The organism is Paenibacillus sp. BK720, assembly GCF_011761545.1.
GTDB lineage: Bacteria > Bacillota > Bacilli > Paenibacillales > Paenibacillaceae > Pristimantibacillus.
Genome location: NZ_JAASRQ010000001.1, coordinates 1 through 25712 on the forward strand (window position 1 = coordinate 1; position 25712 = coordinate 25712).

Here is a 25712-nt window from a genome sequence, read left to right on the forward strand (position 1 = left end):
TCTGTCCTCCATCCTAAAATTGATCTAATCTAAGGTGTTGAAATCCTGCGAATGAGTGAGTATATGTGAGATAAACCCTTAAAACCGAGGGACGGGGAACGATAGCTCAATCAATAAGGCTGCAGCACATCGGAGGACCAGCTGCAGCTTTTTCTTTAGGCTTAATCATTCTCGTTAGTGGAGATGTTGGATTCAGAGCTTAATATGTGATGATTATGTCGAGAGGGGTAAGGGATGAAGGTTAAAAACGTTATTTTTTTACTGACAATTCTTATTTTTTTAGGATTAATCGGTTATATCGTACTGAAAAATAACCAACTTGAAAATTACCATTCTAACATAACACGTAATATACAAAATGATTTAGTTCAGTTAGAAAGCGCAATTGATTATGAGATTAAAAATAAATGGAAAAACGAAAATACCGTATTAGAAAAAGTTGAGGACATCAAAGAAGATATCGATTTGCTCATGGACTATGGTAAACGTACTGGAGAATTAACAAATCAGCAAGAACAAAATCTCTCGACTTTACGTCGAATATTTTCAGATCTTCCTGATTACTCAGGTTTCCCAAATACAGTTCTAACGGAAACAGAAAAGAAGGAATTTGAAAAATTAATAACTAATCTAAGAGCTGCTGGTGTGGGAATGAATATTACTTATGAAATAAGTTGGAATTACCTTTCAAAAGCAATAAATACATTAGCTAGCAATTATTACGCTAACGGGGAACTATAGCTCAATACAGATTGCAGCAGCCGGCCATGAGCAGCTGCTTTTTCATTGCGGGAGGATAACGTAATTGCTGCGTAGAAATTGTTATGACGAAATGGAAGAAGATGGTGGGAGAGTGAGTGTAGAATGGACCCTCGTCAAATTGAGTCTCTATGTAATGAATTAGAGCTTGGTGATATAGTAATTGGTCCTACTGCGATATCAGGCGGTTTATTACATCGGATGTATGCAGTACAAACCACCTTGGGGAGATACGTAGTCAAAGCTTTAAACCCTGAAATTATGGCCAGACCAACAGCCATGCAAAACTTCATCAAATCAGAACTTATTGCTAATCGTGCTGCAAACTATGTACCTTCTCTTCCGGCTAAGACGTTTAATGGTGCTTCGATTCAGCAAGTGGGTGAGCAATTCTGTCTCGTATTTGAATGGCTGGATGGAAAAAGCCTTAAGCCCAGTGAAATAAATTCAGGTCATTGCAAAATAATGGGCAGCATTCTTTCTTCTCTACATACGGGGGATTTCTCTGACCTTGGGATAGTTAATCATTCCTCAGAAGATCGGGGACTAACTGACTGGAACTTCTATTTGAAAAAAGGGCAAGAGAGTAATGCCGAATGGACGAATTTATTATATGAAAACAGCCAAATGCTTAACGATTGGAATATCGAAGCTATAAATTCAGCTAAGCAAATTTCAACGGATATGGTCATCAGCCATGGAGACCTAGACCCTAAGAATGTTTTATGGAATGATAAACCTGCACTGATTGATTGGGAATGTGCAGGTTATAGAAACCCTAAACTTGACTTAATTGAAACGGCTATTTATTGGTCTGAAAATGAGTCGGGCGAGATCGACCAGGAAAAGTTCTTATCTTTCATAGAAGGCTATAAAGGAATAACACAAAACCATATCCATGCAAACTGGAGAATGATTTTGGTAAGTGGCTTTTTAGGTAAGTTGGACTGGTTAGAATATTGTCTAAAGCGGTCTTTATGGATTGATTGCACAGATCAAGATGAACAGAAAGCCGGGACCGAACAGGTTGCTGGGACAATACTAAATATTAAGCGTTATGCAGAGAAAATTAATGAAATTGAAGAATGGCTGAATGGACGATTACGCTAACGGAGAACGATAGTTCAATGCATCTTGGAACAGCTTGCGTTGGCCATTAAAAGAGTACCTGTATCGTCGTTGGTAAAAGGATAAAGCAGAAAGGATGAGCGTATATTTCTACCCGAGCGGCTTTATACCGAACAATGAAAACGCCTAGTTTTATATTCTTCTTCTCCGTGATCCTTGTGTCGGTCTTGACGGGCGTCTTGTCGAGGCCCTATTTCACGGACCGCGTCTTCTACCTGTACGAGGATACATACAAACTCGCCGGCGAGCAGGACCGTCTCGTCACCTATCATAGCAGTACGGCCGGTCCCGTCCAAATACGTACCGACGACGAGTTGCACCGCACTTTGATCATCGGCGAGCAGTCCTATGCGATTGCGGACAAAAGCGTTCCTTACTCTACCAAGTTTCGGGTAACCTATCCGAACGGCCATGTTTACAGAGTCGAGGATAATAACGGGATTCTCTTGAGCTACGATGACAAAGGCAATATCGTTATGGTTGTTCAAGTGTACGCCAACGGCGAGCGGATTAAGCAGGAAGGGGAAGAAGATTTTTCTCCGTCGGCACTCGTGATGGCGGCTTACCCTGATTACCATGTCAAACGAGGCATGCCAGGGTTTCTGTTTCTTGCCCTCGGCCTTTTGATTTTTGGCTGGTGCAACTTCCGGTACCAAGCCTTCCAGGATTTAATGTTCCGCATATCTCCGCAGCGGCTTATGTACGAGAACCCCGAGCCGAGCGACTTCTATTATTTCATGAGCAAAGTCGGCGGCATTGTCGTGATGATCGGTTCGATTTTCATCGCTTTCAAAGCGTATTAGGGCGCATGAAGACACTATCTTTGCGATTCGGTTAAAGTAAGAACAATAGCTTAAAAGCCAAGGAGCAGATCGCCGTTGCGGTAACTGCTCCTTATATCGTTAAGCAGAAGAATAGGTTAGCGCAGTACCCCCGTTCAAGTTCAAGGTCTGGGCTTCAAGACACGAGAAATTCGTATTCGTAAATGGCTTGAATTCTCTCCAAAACGTTATGCGCCTGGTCTTTAAACTTTAATCCCGTAACCCGCCCTTTCAGCAAAAACACGCCGCTCTCATGACGGTGTTCCCCGAGAGCCCCTTCGTACAGCTTATTGGCGCCAAGGGTAGGAGGCGAGAAAAATAGCTTCATTAATATTTCAACCAAAACGGGCAGTCCGGATTGTTTCCCTTTTCTTAACGTATTGTTGCTACCCGGGTCAACGCTACGGATCTTGATGTCGTCCTTGGCGAGCTGCGATGCGATGGCCTGAGTCCATAGCGAAAGAGCTAACTTTGAGGCCGCGTAGGGACCAAGCAGCTTGCGAAAGGTTTTGGGATGCTCCAGGACTTCGATCGAAAACTCTTTTGTAAATTTTAGGGCTGAAGAAGAGGTATTAATGACCGTTTTTAAACGACTGTTTGTTAGGAGTTCCTTTAATTCCATCAGAATAATATAAGGAACGATCGTCATCAACTCATAATGCTTCTCGCGTCCTTGTTTCGAATAGCTCAGCTCGGGAAAGGACCCTCCGGCGTTATTGAATAATATATCGATCCGCCGCTCCTTGCTTTTGATCTCTTCCAAAGTAACCTTCAAGCTGGTAAAGTCGGCAAGATCATCCGTTTTATAAATGCGAAGCGATCCGCTCTTGACCGCATTGTGGATGCTCATATCATCGGCAGGAAAGTCAGAACGGTTTACAGCAACCACATCCCAGTTCTCCGACAGTAATTTCCGCGTTAGTTCCAACCCGATTCCGGCGCTTGCGCCTGTAATCAATGCGATATGTTCACCTTGGTACTTGTTCATCGTGCATCTCCTTTTATATGGGGATATTTGTTTCGATAGCGCACAGTTTATAACTTGAAGTCGACTCCAAGTCAAGACGCGAAAACAAAGCTTTTATCCAAGGAGAAGGGATTTGACTTGGAGCCAGCATCAAGATGTATAATGTACAAAAATCAATCTTAGGGAGGGAACAGGATGAAGGAAGAGCAATGCTTTACGATAAAGCAAACAGCCGAGCAAACCGGAATTAATGAGGATACAATCCGTTATTACGAAAAGATCGCGCTGCTGCCTCGCGTAGAACGGAAGGATAACGGGCACCGCATCTACCGGCAAGAGGACATCAATACGATTCGGTTGATAGCTTGCCTGAAAAAAACGGGGATGCCGTTAGAGGAAATTCGGCCTTTTTTGGCGGTCTCAGCCGATACCGATCCCGCGGAATATCCGGAGCTTGTGGAGCTCCTAAGAAATCATCGTGAAAATATTGTCAGCCAGATCGCTTCCCTGCAGCAAGTTGTTGATTTTATCGACATGAAGTTGGAGGAAGGGAGATATAGAAGGGACTGCTCGGATGAATATCTAGAAGGCGTGCCAGAGCAACCAAAGCCTGTCTCACCCGGCGAGATGAGGTATTTTTCCGTATCGGCCAAAGCGGGCAAGTCACAGACCTCGGTAAGATAAGATCGTCATAACAAGGAGGAGCACCTACTTCCCGCATAAACTGATGTAGTCCGTTGAGCTAGACCGAGTAGCTTAGCTTAATAAACTACGAAGACGCGGATGCGGATATGGATAGGCTGCCGCGTTATGCTCACGATTGAGCTGACTGGGAACTAAAGTTAATGTTGCGGTACATAGCGGGGGGGCTTTTGCTTTTGGACAGCAAAAGCCCCTCCATCGTTTTGATAGAGGGGGCCGGATTAACTCACGTTCAATATCTGCATAAAAATGCATAGTCATGGCGTGGGTCCAGTATAAGATGCTGCAGACTCTTATTTTGTTCTTTCCGCCAGCCTCGTAATCGACTCCACGTCTTGATCGGTTAATTGATCCAGAAAATGTTTGCGTATAGCCATGGAGACGATGGGACGGGCATCGTTTAAGGCTGATTTGCCAATGGGAGTAATGATGACCTGAACACCGCGATCGGTGTCTAACGGCTTCCTCATCACCAGCCTGCGTTTCTCCATCCGCGTCAGATGATGAGACAATCGGCTCTTATCCCAATCCATGGATTCGGCCAGCTCCTGTTGGCGAAGGCTGCCGTCCCCCAGAAGGTCTAACCGGTCCAGTACTCCATAATCGCCCTCTGATAGTCCGGTGTGATCGGACATCTCTTTGATTACGCGACCGAAGATGCTGTGAAAGGAGCCTTTCCACTTATACCATAATTGAATTTCTTCTTCGCTCAGTTCGCTCTTATTCATGAATTCATAATAACACGGTTGACATGTCAACTACAAGGTGCTACCCTTATTAAAGGTTGACATGTCAACCAAACTAATGCTGAGAAGTCCAAGAAAGGAACATCTATTATGCAAACCAACGTAAGTACGTCAACTCCAGTTATCTCGTTTAAGCCGGTCATACTATCGGCCCCAGGCCGAGGCCAGGATTTGCAAGTGCGGGTATCAGCGCCAGCGACGGGAAGCCAGTTGCCTATTATTATTTTCTCGCAAGGCTTTGGTTGGTCGATGGATAGCTACGGTCCGTTAGTCGACCACTGGGCTGCTCACGGCTTCGTGGTTATTCAACCCACCCATCTCGACTCGAGGACGCTGAATCTACCCCCTGACGATCCCCGTACACCAATGATCTGGCGCTTCCGCGTCGAAGACCTGAAGCTCATCCTTGACCAACTTGATCGTATTGAAGCTTCCGTTCCAGTCCTCGGCGGACGTCTCGACCGAAGCCGTATTGCCGCAGCGGGACACTCCTGGGGAGGCCAAACGGTCAGCATGCTGCTCGGTGCACGAGTCCTCGATGCCCATGGCGAACCGGGAGAGGACATGTCCGACTCGCGGATCAAGGCGGGCTTATTGCTTTCAACGACTGGCCTTGGCGGAGAGGACTTGACTCCGTTCGCGGCAGAGCACTTCCCATTCATGAACCCGAGCTTTTCCGATATGAGGACGCCGACTCTTGTGGTCGCGGGGGACCATGACCAATCCCACCTGTCCACTCGGGGGCCGGACTGGTTCACAGATCCCTACTTCCTGAGCCCGGGCACCAAGAGCCTGCTCACTCTCTTCGGGGCAGAACATATGCTTGGCGGAATCTCCGGGTACAACGTCGCGGAAACGACGGACGAGAACCCCGAACGAGTTGCTTTTCTTCGGCAGCTCACGTTGTCGTACCTTAGAGATGCGCTCGACCTCGACAACTCCAGCTGGCTGGAAGCCCGCAAAGCTCTGGAAGAGAGTCCCCACCCGTTAGGTCGAATTGAATCCAAGCAAGAGTATTGATCTGAAAAAGGAGAGTGTTATTCATGCAGGCTAATCTAAAGGGAGAGCGTACCATGAGCAAGCCGTTTACTGAAGCTGCCGGTATTCCTGTTAACGATCCCACCCCGGTTATAACCTTCAGCCCCGTTGTGCTGTCGGTCCCCGGCCGGATTGTGGATTTGCACATCAAGATCTCCGCGCCTTCGACGGGCAACGACCTGCCCGTGATTCTTCTGTCGCACGGCCATGGGCCTTCGAACTTCGTGTCATCCCTACACGGCTACGGGCCTCTCGCCAACTTCTGGGCAGCCCACGGCTTCGTCGTTATCCAGCCCACTCACTTGGACTCGAAGGCGCTGGGCTTGCGTGAATCGGATAACCCAGAGGCACCGTTGTATTGGCGGTCCCGAGCCGAGGACATGCGCTGCATTCTCGATCACCTCGACCAGATCGAGGCTGCTGTTCCGGGGCTCGGTGGGCGCCTAGACCGGAGCCGAATCGCCGCAGTCGGGCATTCAATGGGCGGGCATACGGTAGGCATGTTGTGTGGTCAGGGGGTTACTGACCCGGTCGACGGGACGGAAGTGAATCTAGCCGACCCTCGGATCAAGGTGGGCGTACTGTTGGCTGCGCCAGGCAAAGGTGAGGATCTCGCCGCGTTCGCAACCGAGCACTACCCCGTCTTGAGGACAACTAGCTTCGCCACAATGACAACGCCAGCCCTCATCGTTGTGGGGGATAACGACTGGAGCCCCGCGTTCTCCGATCGCAAGGATTGGCGCTCTGATGCGTACTTCCTGAGCCCCGGCCCCAAATGCCTGCTGACGCTGTTCAGAGCTGAGCATGGGTTAGGCGGGGTGGCCGCGTACGACGCGAAGGAAACGACCGACGAAAACCCCGATCGTGTGGCTGCGCTGCGAGCGCTCATCTGGTGCTATCTCCGTACCATGCTTTACCCTGAAGACCCGGCTTGGCCCGCAGCGTTTGCCGCGTTGACGGATACGCCTAATCCGCTGGGTATTATCGAATGTAAATGAAGCTCTTAAAGAGCCGCGCGACAGTAGTACACAAAGAGCAAAAAACACAACTGCGCATTGGGCGGACTGGTCTTCCCCACACCGCCTTACGCTTGGTTGCTTCGTGATTTGTCGAGGAACAAGGACATTCCATTAGAAGCCGAGAATATGGTTGTTATTATTGGGATAACATCCAGGTTGATTATAAATAAAAGGAGGATTCTCTATGGATATAAAAGAAACAGGAATTATCCTATTCTGTGAAAATTATGAAGCGGCGTTGGAGTTTTACTCTGGGAAACTGGGTTTGCCCGTACGCAAAATGGGGGATGCATTATCTGTATTAGACTTCGGAGGCAGCTATCTCATGTTGGAGGACAGCGGTGTTGCTTCACTAAAGGAGAAAACAAGGGCAGAGAACCCGACAGTTATTCGTTTTAACGTCAATAATTTTGGAGAGGCTGTCGCAGAATTAGAGCGCCGTGGAGTCTTTGTTGATGTCAAGAAATTAGATTGGGGAACGATTGGAGTTGTCATTGACCCTGAAGGTAATCGGATTGAATTGAAGGACTAAATTTAAGTTGTCGTGAAGCAAATAGGATATCTGGTTAAAGAGCGGGTTATCGAAAAGATAGCCTGCTCTTTCTTTATGCGAAAAAAGAAAATTCGGGATGTAAGGTGAACGATCATCCCGCATTCGGCGCAGCCGAAGGGGATACCCTACTCACCTAAATTGGCTACTACCCTCCCCTCAGCGCAAAAAACGACCCCAGTTCAGCTTTGTTTAAATCCAAACTATAAAGGATAAGATCCACTCATGGTTTTCGATTTCCCTCAAATCTACAATTAAACTATCACAAGAGAGAAGGGAAAACGCTATGAAAAATGGAGTCATTCGGGAATTGTTTAAAAATCGCACCTTACTGCTTATGTTCCTCCCTGTAGCGATACTCCTATTTTTGTTCAACTACCTGCCGCTGGCCGGACTTGTAATCGCCTTCAAAGATTTCGACTTTACCAAAGGCATCTTCGGCAGCGACTGGATGAATCCGCTATTTGATAACTTTGATTACCTGTTCTCCTCGGACACCGCGTTCCGGGCCGTAAGAAATACGATTCTGCTGAATGCGCTGTTTATTACCGTTGGCCTCATTTTCGAGGTCGGGTTCGCGCTATTGCTAAACGAGGTCAGGAACAAATATTTCAAGCGGGTATCGCAGTCCCTGACGTTCCTGCCGTTCTTTATCTCCTGGATCGTCGTTGGCGTATTCGCCTATAACCTGCTCGATTTCGAGAGCGGCGCGGTGAACCACTTCCTGACAAGCATCGGCCTCCAGCCAATCGACTTCTATAGCGAAGCGGGCTTATGGCCAATCATTCTCACCATCGCAATCCGGTGGAAGGCAACGGGCTACGGCACGATCATCTACCTGGCGGCATTAACCTCCATCGATAACTCTTATTACGAAGCGGCTTCGATCGACGGAGCGACAAGATGGCAGCAAATCCGGTACATCAGCCTTCCGATGCTGCGTCCAACGATCATTATACTAACGCTGCTCGCCGTGGGGAGAATTATGAATGCGGACTTCGGCATGTTTTACGCGATGGTTGGCGACGCTTCCCTGCTGTTCCCGACGACAGACGTTATCGATACGTTCGTGTACCGCAGCTTGCGCAAATCCGGCGATATCGGCATGGCGTCCGCGGCAGGCTTCCTGCAGTCGATGATTGCATTTGTTCTGGTAATCGCGAGCAACTACGCCGCACGCAAAATCGATAAAGATTCGGCCATCTTCTAGAACGGAGGAAACACGATATGCACGCAAATAGATTTTCAATCTCGCAGTCTCTCATCATTATCCTTATATCTTTGTTCAGCCTGTCCTGCTTATTTCCGTTCATCATGGTTATATCGGGCTCGCTAAGCACAGAAAAAGACATTATGGATTACGGCTATACGGTGTGGCCGCATCACATTACGCTAGACTCCTACAAGATTTTGCTCCTCGGTTCCAACCGGATAATCGATGCGTACGGCATCAGCATTCTCGTGACCGTGGCCGGTACCATTTTATCGGTGTTCGTCACCAGCATGGGCGCCTACGTAATGGCGAGGCGGTCGTTCAAGTATCGCAATATATTATCCGTCTACGTCATCATTACGATGCTGTTCAACGGCGGACTGGTGCCTTGGTATATCATTTGCGTGCATTATCTGAATTTGAAAGACACGCTCTGGGCACTCATTTTACCGATGCTCGCCAACGCTTTTAATATGTTCCTGATCCGCAACTTCATGAATTCGATTCCGGAAGAGATTAACGAGTCGGCGAAAATGGACGGAGCGGGAGAATTCAAAATTTTCTACAAGCTGATCATGCCGCTGTCGCTGCCCGTACTCGCAACCGTTGGATTATTCGTTGCCCTGAGTTACTGGAACGATTGGTTCCTCGGCCTGATGTTCGTCGACAAGCAGGAGCTTCAGCCTCTGCAGCTGCTGCTTCGAACATTGGTATCCAACGTTGAGTTTCTGAAGAGCTCGAGCAACGCTTCGGCGATGCAGCGCATATCGGCGCAAATTCCTTCGGAATCGATCAAGATGGCGCTTACGGTCGTTACGATCGGGCCAATTGTTTTCCTGTATCCGTTTTTGCAGCGTTATTTCGTAAAGGGCCTCATGGTAGGCGCGGTAAAAGGATGACTATATCGGTTAACGCCGTGTAGTATATAAATCACAAGCATAAGGGAGAGGTCAGGATGAAGAAGAAGATCCGCATCATGTCGTTAGCTCTCGCTGCTACGATGTCGCTTAGCTTAATGCTTTCGGCATGCAGCAGCTCCGGTAACGGCAACGGCAACAACACGCCTAGCAACAGCGGCGGGAACGCAAACGCTCCTAAGGAGAGCCCGGCAACCGAAAGCACGGAGCCGGAAAAAGAAGTCACGCTTAAATTTTATTTTGGCGGCGATAAAAAAGCGGCTACCGACGAAGTATGGTCCAAAGTCAGCGAATACGTGAAATCCAAAGGCCTTAATGTTAAATTCGATATCAACTTTATTCCGTTTGGCGATTTTAAAGACAAAATGCTCGTCATGGCCGCTTCCGGCGACAAATGGGATATGAACTTTGACGGCGACTGGCTGTCCTACAAGCAAATGGCGGCTAAAGGCTCCTACATGACGCTGAACGATCTGCTGCCGGAATACGCGCCTAACCTCTATAAGAAGTACCAGGAGCAAGGCACGCTTGGCGCAGCTACCGTTAACGGAAATATCGTAGGCCTGCCATGGACAATGAAGATGAATGAACGTAAGTTCATCGCCTGGCGTTCCGATTTAACTGAGAAAGCGGGAATCGATGTTCCGGAAGGCTCGATCAAAACGATTGAAGATCTCGATAAATTGCTTCGCGATATGAAAAAGGCTTATCCAAACGAAAAAATTAACCGCACAACGCCGCTGTCCATGTATATGGTACGCGACGAGTGGGTGGACCTGAACTTCCATGGACTTGGCTTCTACCTGAATGATCCAACTGTAAAAGTTCAGCCGGTCGAGCAGCAGCCATTTTATCTGGAAGCATCCAAGCTGGTCAAAACCTGGTACGACGAAAACCTGATTAACCGCGATGCCATGATTGACAAAACGGATGGAGCAGCCGAGTGGAGAAACGGCAAGATGCTCGTGACGCTTACCTCCCATGAATGGGTTAACGCGAACCCAGGCTTCTCCGATCCGACATATAAACTGGAATCTTCCGTGCTTTATCCGGACAAAAAGTTCGTGAACCGTACCGCGCTGGCTAACGTCGTTGCGATTAACCGCAACTCCAAAAACGCCGACCGCGTGCTCCGCTTCCTCGACATGATCGAGACGGACAAAACGTTGTACGACCTTGTGCAATACGGGATCGAAGGCAAAACGTATGTCCTGAACGGCGACACGGCCGAATATCCGGAGGGCATGGATACAACGACCAGCAACTATATGGAGTGGGGCGGCCAATGGGCGTTCTGGAAGCCGCAATTCATGCGTCCAACGATGACGTACGGACCGGGCTTCTGGGAGAACGAAGCGAAGTTCGCAAGCGAGCCTAACAACGTCAACTCGCCGATCGACGGTCTGTTCCTTGCGGAAGACACGATGAAGAACGAAGTGGCGAAACGCGACGCGGCAAGCGACGAACTGAGCCGGCCAATCGAATTCGGCGTCGTGAAAGATGTAGACAAAGCCGTTAACGACTACATCGAAGCGCAAAAGAAAAACGGTCTGGATACGATCATTACGGAGACTCAAAAACAAATCGACGCGTTCCTTGCAAACAAGAAGTAATCCTGCAGCCAGCTAATATATCGCACAAACAAACAAGAGAAGCCAGCCTGATGACACCTAAGGGGCTTCTCTTTTTTCTCGGCTTTGTAAGCGGATACAGCTCTCAAATACATGTGCAAACTGGAGGTTTGATTGTGGTTACGAACCGAAATTGGATAAAAGCACGTGCCGGAATGGCGAAAATGCTTGTGATGCTGATGATTTTTTCTTCCGTTGGTTTTATGGGTTTGCCTAGTGCTTATGCCGCGGACGATGCTTCCGATACAGCGTCGGTTACGCTTGGGGAAACGCCGGTGGAAAGCGGGATCTCCGGCAGAGCCGGCGATAACGGGGATGGTCTTCTAACCGGTACGGAAGCAGGTACGCCTTATTGGCAGACGAATAAAGCAGAAGGCACCACTTACCTGTATATGAACGTCAGTGACGATTATCTGTTCGACAGCGCGGATTACGATGTAGACGTAACCCTCCGCTATTTCGACGAAGGAAACGGAAGCTTCCTGCTGCAATACGATGCGCAGTCGGCTGCATTTAAAGACAGCGCTAAGTTTACGTATACGGATACGAAGACGTGGAAGGACTACACCTTTACTCTGAGCGACGCCAAATTCGCCAACCGCACGAACGGCTCCGACTTCCGGATCGCCATTGAAGGCGGCGGGATTAACGGCGAACAGAATCCGGATTTGAAGCTGGCGAGCGTTACGGTCAAGAAAACGCTGAAGGAAACGGCTACGCCGGAAGCCAGCATTACGCTTGGCCAAACTCCGGCATCCCATGGCATTACGGCCCATCCCGGCGATGGCGCTCCCGAGAATCTTTTGACCGGAGAGATTGACGGCAAGACGTATTGGAAAACCAACCAGACGATCAGCCCGACCGACCATGGCGCCAATATTCTTTATTTCTACTTTGACGTCTCGGACAGCTTTTTGTTCAATAACGCGGATCAGGACGTATTTGTAACGGTCGAGTATTACGACAGCGGCAATGGCAGTATGAAGCTTCAGTATGATGCGCAGTCCGCAGCCTTTAAGGATGCGCCTGAATTTACTTATACAAACACCAATACGTGGAAAAAACATACGTTTAAGCTTGGCGACGCGAAGTTCGCAAACGGCACAAACGGCGGCGATTTCCGCCTTCACGTATCCGGGCCGGGGGCGATTGGAGCTAATCCGGATCTCTATATCGCTTCGGTTTCGGTAAGAACCCAGCCGCGGCAAATTGTCTCGACGGAGACCAAAGTGTACGACACGGTCTATCCGACGGATGACGTTGTAATCGCCGATATGAGCGTGAAGGACTTCGGCGCGGCCGGCGACGGCGTGAAGGATGACACCAAAGCGTTCCAGGACGCGCTTGCCGCGGCAGGCAACCGCGGGGGCGGCGTTGTTTTTGCGCCGGCGGGCACGTATAAGCTGACCAGTCATCTGATTGTTCCGACAGGGGTCACGCTGCGCGGCGATTGGATTAGTCCCGACGCGGCCGGCGGCGAAGTAAAAGGTACCATCCTTGCCGTTTATGCCGATAAAGGCATCGAGAACGGCCCAAGCTTCCTGCAGCTGGCGCCGGTGAGCGGCGTAACGAACCTGTCCGTCTGGTATCCGGAGCAGTCGCTTGGCGCGCCGGTTGCTTATCCGTGGACGTTCGAGCAGCTGTCCGGCGACAGCATGACGGTTAAGAACGTAACGCTCGTCAACGCTTACAACGGCATCAAGATTGGTCCTAGCTGGAACGAACTGCATTATGTGCGCAATTTGTACGGTACGGCGCTGAAGACGGGGATTTTCCTCGACTACACAACGGATATCGGAAGACTGGAGCATATTCGTCTCGCGTCCTCCTATTGGGCAGGCTCCGGGCTGGCAGGCTCGCCGCAGCCGACGGAGCTGAAAGCTTATACGACCGCTAACACCGAGGGGATCGTGATGGGCCGCTCGGACTGGGAGTATATGTCCGATATCGACCTTGCCGATTTCAAGACGGGCATGCGGGTTACGACAAGAACGGGCAGCCTGGAGACGGCTAACGCCCAGCTCTACAAAATCAATGTACATGACAGCAACGTGGCGCTGAAGGTGGAGGGCGTTAACGATTTTGGACTATTAATTTCGGACAGCAGCTTTAAAGCTAACGTGGGCATTGACCCTAAAGCGGTCTATGCGACCGAAGGCTTCCACTCCATCGTTCAATTCAATCAAGTGACGTTTGGCGGTACCCCGCATCATGCGGTTGTCAATGAAGGCAGCGGCGTATTGTCGTTTGAGAACAGCACATTCGAGAACTGGGATGACCAAGGCGGCGGTTATGCCATCGACGCGAAGGGCGGCTCGCTTATTCTAGGTCAGTCCACTTTCGCTAAAGCTGCCAAGCATGTGCTCTTGGAAGGCAGCGTAGCAACGGTTAATTCGGTTAATTCCGGACTAAACGGCAGTCTGGCGGTAACCGATAACAGCGATGCGGCAGAGGTTAACGTTCATCGGGATGCGAAATACGTGCTGGAGCAGCTTCCTTCTGTTGCGGCGCTCGATTTAGCGAACCGTCCAAAACCGGCTAACAACAGCCTGTTTGATATTACGGCCGCCCCTTACGAGGCGGACAGCACAGGCGAGACGGATGTATCGGCGAAAATTCAGCAAGCGCTGGACGATGCCGATGCGGCGGGAGGCGGTACCGTGTATTTGCCGGCCGGCATTTACCGCGTCAATAATCCGCTGACCGTTCCAAGCGGCGTTGAGCTGCGCGGCTCATGGGATGTTCCGCATCATACGATTGGCGGCGGCACGGCATTGTTCACGGCTTATGGCGAGAATAACCCTGACGGCGCTGCGTTTATCTCGCTTGAACAGGATGCGGGCCTCAGAGGCTTGTCCGTTTATTACGACCGGCAGAGCTGGACGAACGTGAAGCCTTACGCTTGGACCGTTCAAGGCAAAGGCAGCGGCGTTTACCTGATCGATACCACCCTTATCAACCCTTACAAGGGCGTTGACTTTGGCACTTATGATACGAGCGGCCATTATATTGATTACGTTGCGGGCTCTCCTCTGATGGAAGGCATTTTCCTCGGCGGCGGCGCTGACGGCGGCTTGATGCGTAACGTTCAGTTCAACCCGCATTATTACGGGCGCAACAATTTCCCTAACCATCCTTCCACGGATCCGGACTTTGATGCGGTATGGAGCTACCAGAAGGAGAATCTGGACGCGTTCCGGATTGGCGACGTGAAGAGCGAGACGATCTTTAATACGTTTGTATACGGTTCGAAATACGGGATTCACTTTGAAGAGCAGAACGGTGTTGGACCTGAGGCGGTTGTCATCGGCCACGGTACGGACGGTAGCAAGAAAGGCGCCGTGCTGGACGCCGCGGGAGAAGCGGGTCTTAAGCTGATCAACACCGAGCTTGTCTCGATGAGCACCTCCGACAAAGTCTACGTTGTCGTAGGCGAGGATTTTGACTCCAAAGCCGTCTTCTTCAACTCTTCCATGTGGGGGGACACGACGCGTTCCTTTGATATTTTCGGAGGTGACGTGCGCATTCAGCAAAGCAACTTTACGAGAGTGGGACAACGCGGCATTAACGCGGTTGGCGGCGACATCACGCTGTATGATTCCTACTTCCAGCAGCCTAACACCAATCATGTGTATGCCGGTCCGGACATTGAGAAGCTGATTATCGCGAATAACCTGTTTAAAGGCGGCCTGCAGCTGACCAATGAAGCGGGGACTAAGGTGACGGGTTCCAACCTGGTTCCGGTTGCGCTGGATCTGGTGAAAGGCGAGTTTGACGAGAGCAACCCGGCTAACGCGAATTTTGCCCTGAAGCTGACCAACATGACGGAATCCGATCCGCTTGCGGGTAAGATCGAAGTTATTGCGCCGGACAGCTACAAGGACAAATTTATCCCGGTTCGCTTCAAGGGGATCGCCCTTGGTGAGAGCGTGCTCGTTAAGCTTCCTTATCTGTCAGGGGATACGCTGAAGTACAAGGTAACGCTGGATAATGGTTACTCCTATGTGACGCAAGTGAAAACCGCGCAGTCGTTTGCGACGCGCAAGGACGATAACAGCCAGGTTCAGCCTGCGATTGATATTTCGAGCTCCACGAATTACTCAAGCCTAGGCGGCATTTGGGGCGGCAAGGACGACCTGAGCGCACAGGCAAGCGTACGCTACGATAACGATAATTTGTACGTAACGGTCCGCGCGACGGACAATACGCATTACCAGACTTGGACGAACGGCGATATTTGGCAGGGCGACAGCTTGCAGCTTGGGATCGATTTATCGAGAAAAGACGGGTCCTCCAGTCAAAACGTCAACGAGCTAGGTTTTGCGCTGACGAACAGCGGAACCGTCTCCAAGTGGAGATGGCGTGCGCCGGCCGGCGTAGCGGCTGGAGCTTTTAACGATGCGGATGCCGTTATTACGCGGGATGAACCGACTCATCAGACGGTCTATGACATTACCATTCCGCTCTCGGCCCTGCATGGCGCGGGTTACACCTTCTCGCAGGAGGATCCGCTTGGTCTTACGATTTTGCTCAATGAACATGACGGCGCCGGCCGTTCGGGCTTTATCGAGTATAATCAGGGGATCGGAACAAGCAAGGACGCCACGCAATTTGGCGATCTGTACCTGCTGGGCTCGGATTATGAAAGTCTGCTTGAGCAATCGGCCGAAGCCGCGGTAGCGGCGGCTGAACAGTCGAAGGATGTTACAAGCATGGATGCGGCAGCCAACTTTGTCAGCTTGCTCCCGCAAGGAACGGTAAAAGCCGGATTGTTGGCAAGACTGTCGGCGCTTGGCGGAACAACAAATCCGGGTAACGGTTCCGGATCCGGTGCAGGGCAAACGGATCAGCCAAAGGTGACGGTTGGCGCGAATGGAGCGGTTAAGGTAGAAGGAACTCCAGTCGTTGACGCCGGTTCAAAACATGCAAAGCTTTCGCTGACTGCCTCATTGCTGGATCAAGCGTTCTCCAAAGCATCGGCTGGCCAGGACGGCAAGAAAAAAGTGACCGTGGTGCTCTCAAGTGCAGCCGGTGCAAACGGCTACTCCTTGGAGCTTCCTTCAAGCTTTGTAAACCAGCAGTCGCCGGATAAGCAAATCGAGCTGGTAACCCCGACGGGGACCATTCTGCTCTCGAGCGATATGCTGAAGCCGGATGCGGGTAAGCTTGGTCAGACGGTAACGATCAGCATTGGCAGCGCGAATACCAGTGGGTGGAGCGAGCAGCTGAAGAAGAAGCTCGGCGACCGTCCGGTTGTCGATTTGTCGATCCATTCTGCTGGTCAAACGATAGACTGGCATAACAGCGGGTCGCCGGTGACGGTCTCCATTCCGTATACGCCTTCGGCTGCCGAGAAATCCGATGCCAAGAAGCTGACCGTCTGGTATATCGACGGAAGCGGCAAGCCGTTCCCCGTGCCTAGCGGACGGTATAAGGAAGCAGCCGGAAGCATCGTATTTACGACGAAGCATTTCAGCCAATACGCGGTTGCTTTCGTGCAAAAATCGTTCAGCGACCTGAACGGCTACGCATGGGCGAAGGAAGCGATCGAGGTGCTTGCGGCAAAAGGAATCATTAACGGCGTATCGGGTACGTCTTATGCTCCTGGCGCATCGATTAAGCGAGCCGATTTCGTAAAGCTGCTCGTCGATACGTTTGGCTTTGCAACGGATACTCCGGGAAGCTTTGCCGACGTGAGCTCGAATCGTTATTATGCCGATGCGGTAGGCACGGCCAAGGCTCTTGGCATTACGAACGGTGCCGGAGGCAGCCGGTTTAATCCGGAGACTCCGATCACGAGAGAGGAAGCGGCAACGTTTATCGAGCGTGCTCTCACGGTTGCTAAAGCTGGTCTTCCGGCCGGCTCCGAGGATGCGCTTGCCGGGTTTGCGGATGCCGGTGAGATTTCGGCCTATGCCAAGAGCAGCATAAGCGCGCTTGTAAAAGCGGGGCTCTTGCAGGGCAATGATGGACTGCTCATGCCTAAAAGCCAATTGACGCGGGCGGAAGCAGCCGCACTGTTCTACCGGATTTATAATCAATAAATCGAAGGGAGCCGGATTCCATGCAGGAATCCGGTTCTTTTTTGGCGTATTATTAGCGTACTAAACATGCCTTTGCACCAATAAGCTAGGACAAGTAATGCTTTAATCTTTAATGTAATGCAGACACTGGAATGGCTAATCATGTTGGGAGGCTATATGGATGAGCAACATTCGGATCGGGTTTATCGGAACGGGAGGCATAGCCGGCTGGCATGCCAGACAGCTGCTGGAGCTCCCGGAGGTTCAGATTACCGCGCTGTCGGATACCAGCGAGGGCAACCGCGTTGCTTTTGCTGAAAAGTTTGGCTTGCGGGATGCCCGGCAGTTCTCAGCTTACGAGGATATGCTGGAGCAAAGCGAGCTTGATGCGGTAGTGATATGTTCTCCGCACACGCTGCATTTCAGGCAAGCCTGCGATGCGCTGGACAGAGGACTGCATGTGCTAATCGAGAAGCCGATGACTTGCTCGTCGGCGGAAGCCGAGCAGCTTATTCAGAAGGCGGAAGAGTCGGGGAAAGTGATGCAGGTATCGTATCAGCGGCATTTTCAACCGGAATTCCTGTACATTCGGGATGCGATTGCAAGCGGGGAGATCGGCAGGCTGACCTCTGTAACCGCTTCACTCAGCCAAGAGTGGTATCAGCTTACGGAAGGCACATGGAGGCAGGTTCCTTCGCTCTCCGGCGGCGGATTCCTGATGGACTCCGGCAGCCATATTATCGACGTGCTGCTATGGACGACCGGAATGACGCCGGTGGAAGTAAAGTCCCAGCTTCAGAATCATGGAGCGCCCGTTGAGATCGACAGCTTCACTTCCATCCGCTTTGCGGAAGGAGCTCTTGCGGGCTTGAGCTTTACGGGCTACGCCCCGGGTTGGAACGAGACATTTGCGTTCTGCGGGGACAATGGCGGCATCTACTACGATAACGGTAAAATCACGCTTCGCCGCATAAACGAGGAGCCGATCGTACCGGAGCTTCCGGAACAAACCACGAACCAGGATAAAAGCTTCGTAGACGCCATTCTCGGCCTCCACGAAGTGCTTGTCCCTGGCGAGTTCGCCCTCAAGGTCGTGCGCCTGAGCGAAATGATCTACCAAGCCGCGGGCTACGACCCGCTGAAAAGATAGCAGAAAGGGTTGCCTCCGTCTTGGGGGCAACCCTTTGTTTTTGTGTTTGCGGGGCTGGCTCTCCTTGCATCCGTGCGCCGTAAGGCTGAAAACCGCCTAGCAGCGGTCCCCGGTCCGAGGGGGAAGCCAGCCGAGAGAAGTTAGGGGCTGTTAATTCCGTTTAGCAGCCCTAACCGGCTCACTCTCGTTCGCTTTGCTTCACCTCAAACTCTGCCGCAAGGGCGATGTTGCCGGAGCTTGGGCCGATCAGAGCACGGAAGGTGCCGGGCTCGACGATCCACTGCAGGTCGTCGGCCGAGGACGCGGAGATCGCGAGGGGTCAGCGTAAACCCGACGGTTGCGGTTTTTCCGGCTTGCAGGCGGATTCGCTTGAAATGCCGCATAGCTCAAGCGAAAGAAGCCAAGAATGCGACAGAAAGTTTAAAGATGCCTCATTTTGAGCACGCCTAAACAGGACTAGAATGGGAGGGAGCACGACAAGAGGAGGGTAATCGAATGGCAAAAATAACGGGAATCACAGGTATTCGCACCCGCAAAAACGGGACCTGGACCATTGTGAAGGTGACGACGGACCAGGATGGGCTGTACGGGCTTGGCTCCGCATCCGATGTCTATAATCCGGAAGCGGTCGTGCAAATTATCGAGCAATTGCTTGCCCCTCTATTAATCGGCAAGGATGCCGCCAATATAGAAGATTTGTGGCAGACGATGTATATGAGCGGCTACTGGAGAAACGGCGCTTTGCTGCATACCGCAATCGGCGGGATCGACATGGCGCTGTGGGATATAAAAGGAAAGGAAGCGGGGCTTCCCGTCTACCAGCTGCTTGGCGGGGCTTGCCGAGCCGCGGTTCCTTGTTACGGTCATGCCGGCGGCAAGGATATCGCCGAGCTGAAAGAGGATGTGCACCGGTTTATGGAAGAAGGCTACACCGTCATCCGGGTTCAGATGGGCGGCTACGGAGGCGGAGGGTTTATTGACCGGGATAAGGCGAATATTCCGCAGCAGGCATGGGGCAGCGGCCCGGTGTTTGACGAGCAGTCATACTTGCATGCGATCCCGCATATGTTCGAACAGCTGCGGAATGAATTTGGCATGGGCGTCCAATTCACCCATGACGTGCATGAGCATCTCACGCCGGTGAATGCGATTCAGCTAGCGAAGCGGGTAGAGCCTTACAGCTTGTTTTTCCTCGAGGATGCCATCGCGCCGGAGCAGATCGGCTGGTACCGCCACTTGCGGCAGCAATGCGCTACCCCTCAGGCCGTTGGCGAGCTGTTCGCGAATCCGCAGGAGTGGACGCAGCTGATCAAGGAGCAGCTGATCGACTTTATCCGCGTGCGCGTATCCAAGGCGGGAGGCATAAGCGCCTGCCGCAAAATCGCCGCTTTAGCCGAAGCTTTTGGCGTCCGTACGGCCTGGCAGGAAGGCGGGGAGAACGATCCCGTCAATCAGGCGGCGGCCGTTCACCTCGATATGGCGATCTGGAACTTCGGCATTCAGGAAGTGAATCATTTCAAGCCGGAAGAAAAGGATGCCTTCGAGGGGCATATCGAGCGAAAAGGCGGCTATTTGTATCCGTCGCAAAAGCCAGGTCTCGGCATTGAGCTCGACGAACTGAAGGCCCAGCAGCTGCTGGGAGAAGGCTGGAGCAAATCGGTCTATTTCAATCCTTATCAACTGGACCGCAAGGCGGACGGTACGCTGGTGCGGCCATAACTTTCAAACAATAGGAGTGTTTGATCATATGAAAACAATTGCAGTAACGGGAGGCAGCGGCAAGCTGGGCTCGGCGCTGATCAAGGAGCTTCAGCAAGAAGGCTTCAATGTCACATCGCTGGATACACAGCGCTCCAATGAGCTTAGGTGCCGGCAAATCAAGGTGGACCTGAACGATTTCGGACAAGTCGTCTCCGCGCTCCATGGGGCCGATGCGGTCATTCATCTGGCGGCGATTCCGGCTCCGCTTGGTTACCCGTATCCGTATATTTTCTCTAATAATGTAGTGTCTTGCTACAATATACTGGAAGCGGCTTCGCTGCTTAACATCCGCAAGGTTGTTGTTGGCTCCAGCGAATCCTCCTACGGCTTTGCCTGGGCACCTATACCGTTCTCGCCGGATTATCTTCCGGTGGACGAGGAGCATCCGCAGCAGCCGCAGGAATGCTACGGCTTATCGAAGATCGTAAACGAGCTGACGGCCGCGATGTTCGACCGCCGCAGCGGCATGCAGGTCGTCTCGCTCCGCTTCTCCATGATTACGAAGCCCGAGGATTACAAGCATCTTGCCATTAGCAGGCCGGAGGCGTTTAAAAATATTTTCTGGAGCTACATCGACATCCGGGATGCCGTCAGCGCCTGCATCGCTTCGCTGAAAGTCGAAGACAGAGGGGCAATCTGCCTCAACATTACAAGCAGCGATACGCTGAGCGACCGGCCTACCGCGGAGTTAATCGAGCGGTTTTATCCCGATGTAAAAGATCTCCGCGATCCGTTCCCGGACCGGACGGCTATCGTCAGCAACAAGGAAGCCGAGAGAGTGCTCGGCTGGAAGCCGCGGCATTCCTGGGCGGACGAAGGTGCTGACGGATAAATGAGCATTTCATGAACGGGTCAAGGATAGGCAGACGGAGCATTTTATTTGTGAAGGGATTCCAGCCTTACCTTGTTGATTCAAAGGAATCCCTGAGCAATGGCGGTCGGAAGAGCATTTAAATGCGTAGTTTGCTGTTTAGCCCAGATAAAAAGGGGTATCCCACTGTCATTTTCATGACTTATGGGGTACCCCTTTCGCGCTAAAAATATGCTGTTAGAGAACAGAAGGGCGTAACGGCGAGCGAATCTCGTTGCAGCCGGGTGCCCCTGATTTTTATTTATAAATCCGGTAATTGCCGCTAAGCGCCAGCAAGCTGAAGAAATAAAGGCAGTTATCGTAATAACGGCGCACGCCGGTGCGAAGCGGGGTGTTCCAGAACTGCTCAACAAAATGCGCGGCATCCGGGCCATCCGCAGCCAGTGAAGCCATGGCATTGGTCGCAAGCAATCCGATAGGATGAAGCGCCGGTTCATCGAAAGGTTGTCCGTCAATGGTATAACGTCTGTAATCGGCAACTTCAATGGGACGGAAAAACGCCTGTATCCGGTTCGACTGCTCTACCTGCCAAGGATCCTGCCGGAACCATGCCCAATCGAGTCCGATATTGGCTGCTACGCGGTAAGCATCGCTGTAGAAATGACGGAAGTCTCCATGACGCTGTACCTCGGCCGGCGTCCCGTCATAGTTCGCGTATTCGGGCGACAAACCCGTTTCGGGATGACAGGCCGTATGCAGGTAAGTCCGGCTTGCGGCCGCGGCTTCTCTCCAGAAGGGTCTGTCCTCTTCGTCGGCCCATAAGGCGAACAATTCGTAGAAATGAGGGAGATGGTAGGACGGATCGCTAAACGGCGACTCCGGCACAAACTTGATCAGCTTGTTTGAAGGCTCCCACATCGGACTGCCGCCATTGCCGTCTTCACCCTGATGGACGCAAGCCCGCAGAATCCGTTTAGCCTGCTCCGAGTAATTGTAAGGCTCCGGTCCATCACCCCAGCGGTTGGCGGCAAAGAACAGCGCCAAGGCAAAAAACTCCTCGCCGTCGGGGGCAGGCCCTTGCGACAATCGTGTCCCGTCCGTTTTGCAGTGCCAGGCGAAATAGTCTTTGTAGCGCCCCTCTGTATGCTGCATATAAGTGACCGAGAAGTTCCAAAGCCGGTCGAACGTTTCCTTATCATTCATCTGGACGGCCATCATCATGCCGTAGGACATGCCCTCGGAACGGGCATCCTCATTGCCGGTATCGAGAAAATAGCCCTTGTCTTCCCCCATCGGATAATAGATTCGGACATCGGGGTCTCCGTTTAGCAGATCCGACCACGCGGTTTCCAGCTTCTCTTGTATAGCTGCCTCGGTATAGCCCAGTTCCTTGAACACATTCCGGTATTCCCCGTTATAATAAGCTCCTTTTTCCAAAGCCGTCATTGTAGCAAAACCTCCGTTTCGTGGTGTATAAACCCATCTTAGCACAGCTGGAACTATACAAATTAAAGCGTTTTCAATAAAAAATATAGATTACTGCTGATGGAAGAAGAAAAATTTCTGTAAATATATGGATGGACGTCTGTTGAGTTGCGTGAAACGAGGGTGCAGCTTGCTTAGGTCTAACGATGGTGAAACAAGGTTTATTAAACCGGTTTAATGCTGCTTTCTTCCTAAATTCCTGAAGTTCAGCCTGAATTTCTGCGAATAGATGTGACTTTGTGACGAAATATCGGTTTTTACAATAACTAATTATCACTTTGAAATAGATTTTACAAAACCGGTTTAAGCTTAACGAGGTGTCCGGTATCTCGGAAGAAAGTGAGGATGAACGATTCTGGCAACCATTGATGACGTTGCGAAGGCATCAGGAGTTTCCAAAGGGACGGTTTCAAGCGTCTTTAGCAAGAAGCGTCCAATCAGTAAAGAGGTCACCGAGCGTGTTCTTGCTGTGGCTAAATTACTGAACTACAAACCCAATTATTGGGCGAGAAGTCTCGTGAACCGCTCCACGCGGATACTCGGATTAAATATCAGGGGCGAATCGCTTGAATTCGGTCAGTTTCACCATTCTTTGCTAAACGGCGTTCTGCGTATCTGTTACGAGAATGGCTACCGCCTGCTGGTTAATGCGCTGCCGCCCGCCTACCTCAGTCAAGTGGAGAATATATCTTCGGATCCGGTGGACGGCGAAATCCTACTGGACCCTATCGAATCGGACGTTAGGATTGAGGAACGGCTTCGAAGCGGCATGCCCATTGTCATCATCGGGCGTCCGCCCCAGCCATTCGAGGCGCAGGTAAGCTATGTCGATAACGACAATGTCGGCATGGCCGCACAGGTCACTAGCTATTTGATCGGGCTGGGGCATAAGGAAATTTTGTTTCTGAATGCACCGGCTTCGAGAACCGTATCGGAGGATCGCAGCGCGGGATACAAGGATGCGTTCAAGCATGCCGGCCTGGCGTTCAAGCCTGGGCTGATCCTGCACAAGCCTCTTAAAGGAGAGTCCGCGCATGCTTTCGGCTACGAGGCTGCCATTGCCATGTTGACGGATTCGCCGGAAATTACGGCGGTCATCGCCGATACGGACATGATGGCGCTTGGCGTATATAAGGCCGCGGAGCAGCTCGGGCTGCGCATTCCGGAGCAGTTGTCGGTATTTGCCTTCAGTGACGATACCGTACTCTCGCCGGAACTCTCTCCGCCTCTTACTGGTGTTCGGCTCCATGCCGACCAGCTTGGCATTGAAGCGCTGCGACTCCTGCTCGAGCAGCTGAACGCAGAACAGAAGAACCCCAAAAGGGTGCTTGTTCCGACGGAACTCACGATTCGAGGCTCCTGCGCTGCGCCCGGAGCTCGCGAAAATGCTTAATCACTCGGATTCGGAAGACCATCTCGCTCGTCCATTTAGGAGGTAATCTACCCATGAAAAAAGTAATGTTAACCCTATCGACGGTTGCCGCTCTCGGAACGCTGCTGTTGTCCGGCTGCGGTTCGGAGAACGGAACGAACAACGCCGCCAATACAGAGGCCGCGAATGCACAAACCGGTAATGGCGCGAACGCCCAGGCCAATGCGCCGGCAGCGGACATGAAGCTGCGCATCCTCGACGGTAACGTCGGCGGCAAAACACCGGAGGAGACCGCGAAGTTCGCAGCGGAAATCACTCGACTGACAGGCATGGACACTACCATCGAGAAGCCGGCGAGCGATTACGATCAGAAGGTGCTGACGGCACTCGGCTCCGGCGAGAAATACGATCTCATCGAGCTCAGCGACCTCGGCAAGCTGGCTACCTTCGTAGACCAAGGCGTCGTCACGGACCTGACGGATTTCGTCACCGGATCCAAAGTTCTCTCCGATCCGACGGTCGTTCCTACTAGTGAATGGGAGCAGCTAAAGGACAAGGATGGCAGGATTGTCGCGGTGTTCAACAAATTCCAAGGCGGTACGATGCCGATCGTGCGCAAGGATTGGCTGGACAAGCTTGGGCTGAAGGAGCCAAAGACGCTGGATGATTATTACAACGTGCTCAAAGCGTTTAAAGAAAAGGATCCTGACGGCAATGGCAAAAATGATACGTACGGCCTTAGCACGGCTGACATTTACGATATACAACCCTTCATGAGCGCCGCCGGCGTTAAGGCGCATTACGTCATGAAGGACGGCAAGCGTACGATCCCGTACGCGACGGAAGCTGCCATTCCGATTTACGAATGGTTCGCCAAGCTTGTGAAGGAAGGCATTATGGATCCTAACTTCGTAACGAACGACACGGGCAAAATGCGCAATCTGTTCCTCACCGACCGCGTCGGCATGGTCACCTATTGGGATGCTTGGGTCGGCATGTTCAACAACACGCGCAAACAAGAGGATCCGAATACAACGTTTAACGCGGAAGGGCTAGCGAGCATCCCCGGTGCGGACGGCACCGTCCTGATGCGGCGCGGAGATCCGGATTTCTGGATTATTCCGGCTAATGCCGAGCATCCGGAGGCCGCGAAGAAGTTCCTGGAGTTCTGGCACACGGAGCCTGGCATTATGCTCGGAAGCCTAGGCATCGAGAACGAGGATTACACCAAGGATGGCAATGCCTATAAGCTGACGCCGACCGGCACCGAGCATAACATGGATCACGGGGTGCCGTTCTGGTACAACCAAAACGTGAAATATCCGTTCGGCAAGCTGCCGGGGGTGCAAGAAGCGCAAGATCTCGTGAACAAGGACGCGACGCTTGAATTGTCGCTTCCGGGCTGGCCCGACGCGGAAAAGATCGTTAAGAACTACGCGCTCAAAGCGATGAGCGGTCAAATGGACGCTGCGGAAGCCGTAAAGAAGATGCACGATGAACTGCTTGGGAAGAAACTCATCGACGAGTAAAGCCGATCCTTATGCATGGAATACAAGCAGGCAGGGGAGCATGGATCCCCTGCTTGCCTGCTTTTCATCCCGATAATGGTTTCCTTTACC

At 51.6% G+C, this 25712-nt stretch carries 20 protein-coding genes; 16 read left to right on the forward strand and 4 right to left on the reverse strand.

What is annotated here, in order from left to right:
- The first annotated feature begins 234 nt into the window (after positions 1 to 234).
- From FHT67_RS00005 to FHT67_RS00015, 3 genes are all read left to right on the forward strand, one after another.
- Entirely contained in the window at positions 235 to 741 is a 507-nt protein-coding gene (locus FHT67_RS00005; RefSeq protein WP_167194559.1) for a hypothetical protein, read from the forward strand.
- Between the two features lie 123 nt (positions 742 to 864).
- Positions 865 to 1869: a phosphotransferase gene (locus tag FHT67_RS00010; RefSeq protein ID WP_167194562.1), complete on the forward strand. Its 1005-nt coding sequence runs from the start codon at positions 865 to 867 to the stop codon at positions 1867 to 1869.
- Between the two features lie 134 nt (positions 1870 to 2003).
- Positions 2004 to 2690 (forward strand): DUF6199 family natural product biosynthesis protein, encoded by a 687-nt coding sequence (locus FHT67_RS00015; RefSeq protein ID WP_167194565.1) that lies wholly within the window; start codon positions 2004 to 2006, stop codon positions 2688 to 2690.
- 154 nt (positions 2691 to 2844) lie between these two features.
- Here the strand turns inward: FHT67_RS00015 and FHT67_RS00020 are convergent, their stop codons facing one another.
- Positions 2845 to 3696: an SDR family NAD(P)-dependent oxidoreductase gene (locus FHT67_RS00020; RefSeq protein ID WP_167194580.1), complete on the reverse strand. Its 852-nt coding sequence runs from the start codon at positions 3694 to 3696 to the stop codon at positions 2845 to 2847.
- Between the two features lie 174 nt (positions 3697 to 3870).
- Here FHT67_RS00020 and FHT67_RS00025 point away from each other — a divergent pair, with 174 nt between their 5' ends.
- Positions 3871 to 4359, forward strand: a complete 489-nt coding sequence (locus FHT67_RS00025; protein ID WP_167194583.1) for a MerR family transcriptional regulator — start codon at positions 3871 to 3873, stop codon at positions 4357 to 4359.
- A gap of 311 nt (positions 4360 to 4670) precedes the next feature.
- Here FHT67_RS00025 and FHT67_RS00030 read toward each other — a convergent pair whose 3' ends face one another.
- A complete protein-coding gene (locus FHT67_RS00030; protein ID WP_132303003.1) occupies positions 4671 to 5105 on the reverse strand; it encodes a MarR family winged helix-turn-helix transcriptional regulator in 435 nt (144 codons plus the stop codon).
- A gap of 108 nt (positions 5106 to 5213) precedes the next feature.
- On the opposite strand from FHT67_RS00030, the gene FHT67_RS00035 reads away from it, so the two are divergent.
- The 8 genes from FHT67_RS00035 (at position 5214) to FHT67_RS00070 (ending at position 18664) form a co-directional block, all read left to right on the forward strand.
- Positions 5214 to 6143: an alpha/beta hydrolase family protein gene (locus FHT67_RS00035; protein WP_208403059.1), complete on the forward strand. Its 930-nt coding sequence runs from the start codon at positions 5214 to 5216 to the stop codon at positions 6141 to 6143.
- Positions 6144 to 6196: 53 nt separating this feature from the next.
- The gene (locus FHT67_RS00040) at positions 6197 to 7159 is read left to right on the forward strand and encodes an alpha/beta hydrolase family protein (RefSeq protein ID WP_167194586.1); all 963 of its coding nucleotides are present in this window, start codon (positions 6197 to 6199) and stop codon (positions 7157 to 7159) included.
- Between the two features lie 205 nt (positions 7160 to 7364).
- Positions 7365 to 7712, forward strand: coding sequence for a VOC family protein (locus tag FHT67_RS00045; protein WP_167194587.1), 348 nt, complete (start codon positions 7365 to 7367; stop codon positions 7710 to 7712).
- 304 nt (positions 7713 to 8016) lie between these two features.
- On the forward strand, positions 8017 to 8940 hold the full coding sequence (locus FHT67_RS00050; protein ID WP_167194590.1) for an ABC transporter permease: 924 nt from the start codon (positions 8017 to 8019) through the stop codon (positions 8938 to 8940).
- A 17-nt stretch (positions 8941 to 8957) separates the two neighbouring features.
- Positions 8958 to 9842 carry a carbohydrate ABC transporter permease gene (locus FHT67_RS00055; protein WP_132303008.1) on the forward strand — a complete coding sequence of 295 codons (885 nt, stop codon included), beginning with the start codon at positions 8958 to 8960 and terminating at the stop codon, positions 9840 to 9842.
- A gap of 56 nt (positions 9843 to 9898) precedes the next feature.
- A complete protein-coding gene (locus tag FHT67_RS00060) occupies positions 9899 to 11473 on the forward strand; it encodes an extracellular solute-binding protein (RefSeq protein ID WP_132303009.1) in 1575 nt (524 codons plus the stop codon).
- A 134-nt stretch (positions 11474 to 11607) separates the two neighbouring features.
- Positions 11608 to 17535 carry an S-layer homology domain-containing protein gene (locus FHT67_RS00065; RefSeq protein ID WP_167194593.1) on the forward strand — a complete coding sequence of 1976 codons (5928 nt, stop codon included), beginning with the start codon at positions 11608 to 11610 and terminating at the stop codon, positions 17533 to 17535.
- A gap of 160 nt (positions 17536 to 17695) precedes the next feature.
- Entirely contained in the window at positions 17696 to 18664 is a 969-nt protein-coding gene (locus FHT67_RS00070) for a Gfo/Idh/MocA family protein (RefSeq protein ID WP_167194596.1), read from the forward strand.
- Positions 18665 to 18867: 203 nt separating this feature from the next.
- On the opposite strand, the gene FHT67_RS30455 is transcribed toward FHT67_RS00070, so the two are convergent.
- A complete protein-coding gene (locus FHT67_RS30455; RefSeq protein WP_347880048.1) occupies positions 18868 to 19047 on the reverse strand; it encodes a fibronectin type III-like domain-contianing protein in 180 nt (59 codons plus the stop codon).
- 112 nt (positions 19048 to 19159) lie between these two features.
- On the opposite strand from FHT67_RS30455, the gene FHT67_RS00075 reads away from it, so the two are divergent.
- Both FHT67_RS00075 and FHT67_RS00080 read left to right on the forward strand, forming a co-directional pair.
- The gene (locus FHT67_RS00075) at positions 19160 to 20383 is read left to right on the forward strand and encodes an enolase C-terminal domain-like protein (RefSeq protein ID WP_132303013.1); all 1224 of its coding nucleotides are present in this window, start codon (positions 19160 to 19162) and stop codon (positions 20381 to 20383) included.
- A gap of 28 nt (positions 20384 to 20411) precedes the next feature.
- Positions 20412 to 21257, forward strand: coding sequence for an NAD-dependent epimerase/dehydratase family protein (locus FHT67_RS00080; RefSeq protein WP_132303014.1), 846 nt, complete (start codon positions 20412 to 20414; stop codon positions 21255 to 21257).
- Positions 21258 to 21533: 276 nt separating this feature from the next.
- Here FHT67_RS00080 and FHT67_RS00085 read toward each other — a convergent pair whose 3' ends face one another.
- Positions 21534 to 22682, reverse strand: coding sequence for a family 8 glycosyl hydrolase (locus tag FHT67_RS00085; protein WP_167194599.1), 1149 nt, complete (start codon positions 22680 to 22682; stop codon positions 21534 to 21536).
- A gap of 403 nt (positions 22683 to 23085) precedes the next feature.
- Here FHT67_RS00085 and FHT67_RS00090 point away from each other — a divergent pair, with 403 nt between their 5' ends.
- Together FHT67_RS00090 and FHT67_RS00095 are read left to right on the forward strand one after the other, a co-directional pair.
- Positions 23086 to 24114, forward strand: a complete 1029-nt coding sequence (locus FHT67_RS00090; RefSeq protein WP_347880076.1) for a LacI family DNA-binding transcriptional regulator — start codon at positions 23086 to 23088, stop codon at positions 24112 to 24114.
- A gap of 53 nt (positions 24115 to 24167) precedes the next feature.
- Positions 24168 to 25622 (forward strand): extracellular solute-binding protein, encoded by a 1455-nt coding sequence (locus FHT67_RS00095; RefSeq protein ID WP_132303017.1) that lies wholly within the window; start codon positions 24168 to 24170, stop codon positions 25620 to 25622.
- The last annotated feature ends 90 nt before the right edge of the window (positions 25623 to 25712 follow it).

Bases quoted from the DNA above. Each gene is read 5' to 3' on its own strand.
- FHT67_RS00070 (WP_167194596.1), top strand. From the start codon at position 17,696: ATGAGCAACATTCGGATCGGGTTTATCGGAACGGGAGGCATAGCCGGC.
- FHT67_RS00050 (WP_167194590.1), top strand. From the start codon at position 8,017: ATGAAAAATGGAGTCATTCGGGAATTGTTTAAAAATCGCACCTTACTG.
- FHT67_RS00010 (WP_167194562.1), top strand. From the start codon at position 865: ATGGACCCTCGTCAAATTGAGTCTCTATGTAATGAATTAGAGCTTGGT.
- FHT67_RS00040 (WP_167194586.1), top strand. From the start codon at position 6,197: ATGAGCAAGCCGTTTACTGAAGCTGCCGGTATTCCTGTTAACGATCCC.
- FHT67_RS00020 (WP_167194580.1), bottom strand. From the start codon at position 3,696: ATGAACAAGTACCAAGGTGAACATATCGCATTGATTACAGGCGCAAGC.
- FHT67_RS00055 (WP_132303008.1), top strand. From the start codon at position 8,958: ATGCACGCAAATAGATTTTCAATCTCGCAGTCTCTCATCATTATCCTT.
- FHT67_RS30455 (WP_347880048.1), bottom strand. From the start codon at position 19,047: ATGCGGCATTTCAAGCGAATCCGCCTGCAAGCCGGAAAAACCGCAACC.
- FHT67_RS00080 (WP_132303014.1), top strand. From the start codon at position 20,412: ATGAAAACAATTGCAGTAACGGGAGGCAGCGGCAAGCTGGGCTCGGCG.
- FHT67_RS00095 (WP_132303017.1), top strand. From the start codon at position 24,168: ATGAAAAAAGTAATGTTAACCCTATCGACGGTTGCCGCTCTCGGAACG.
- FHT67_RS00075 (WP_132303013.1), top strand. From the start codon at position 19,160: ATGGCAAAAATAACGGGAATCACAGGTATTCGCACCCGCAAAAACGGG.
- FHT67_RS00085 (WP_167194599.1), bottom strand. From the start codon at position 22,682: ATGACGGCTTTGGAAAAAGGAGCTTATTATAACGGGGAATACCGGAAT.
- FHT67_RS00015 (WP_167194565.1), top strand. From the start codon at position 2,004: ATGAAAACGCCTAGTTTTATATTCTTCTTCTCCGTGATCCTTGTGTCG.
- FHT67_RS00005 (WP_167194559.1), top strand. From the start codon at position 235: ATGAAGGTTAAAAACGTTATTTTTTTACTGACAATTCTTATTTTTTTA.
- FHT67_RS00035 (WP_208403059.1), top strand. From the start codon at position 5,214: ATGCAAACCAACGTAAGTACGTCAACTCCAGTTATCTCGTTTAAGCCG.
- FHT67_RS00060 (WP_132303009.1), top strand. From the start codon at position 9,899: ATGAAGAAGAAGATCCGCATCATGTCGTTAGCTCTCGCTGCTACGATG.
- FHT67_RS00025 (WP_167194583.1), top strand. From the start codon at position 3,871: ATGAAGGAAGAGCAATGCTTTACGATAAAGCAAACAGCCGAGCAAACC.
- FHT67_RS00030 (WP_132303003.1), bottom strand. From the start codon at position 5,105: ATGAATAAGAGCGAACTGAGCGAAGAAGAAATTCAATTATGGTATAAG.
- FHT67_RS00045 (WP_167194587.1), top strand. From the start codon at position 7,365: ATGGATATAAAAGAAACAGGAATTATCCTATTCTGTGAAAATTATGAA.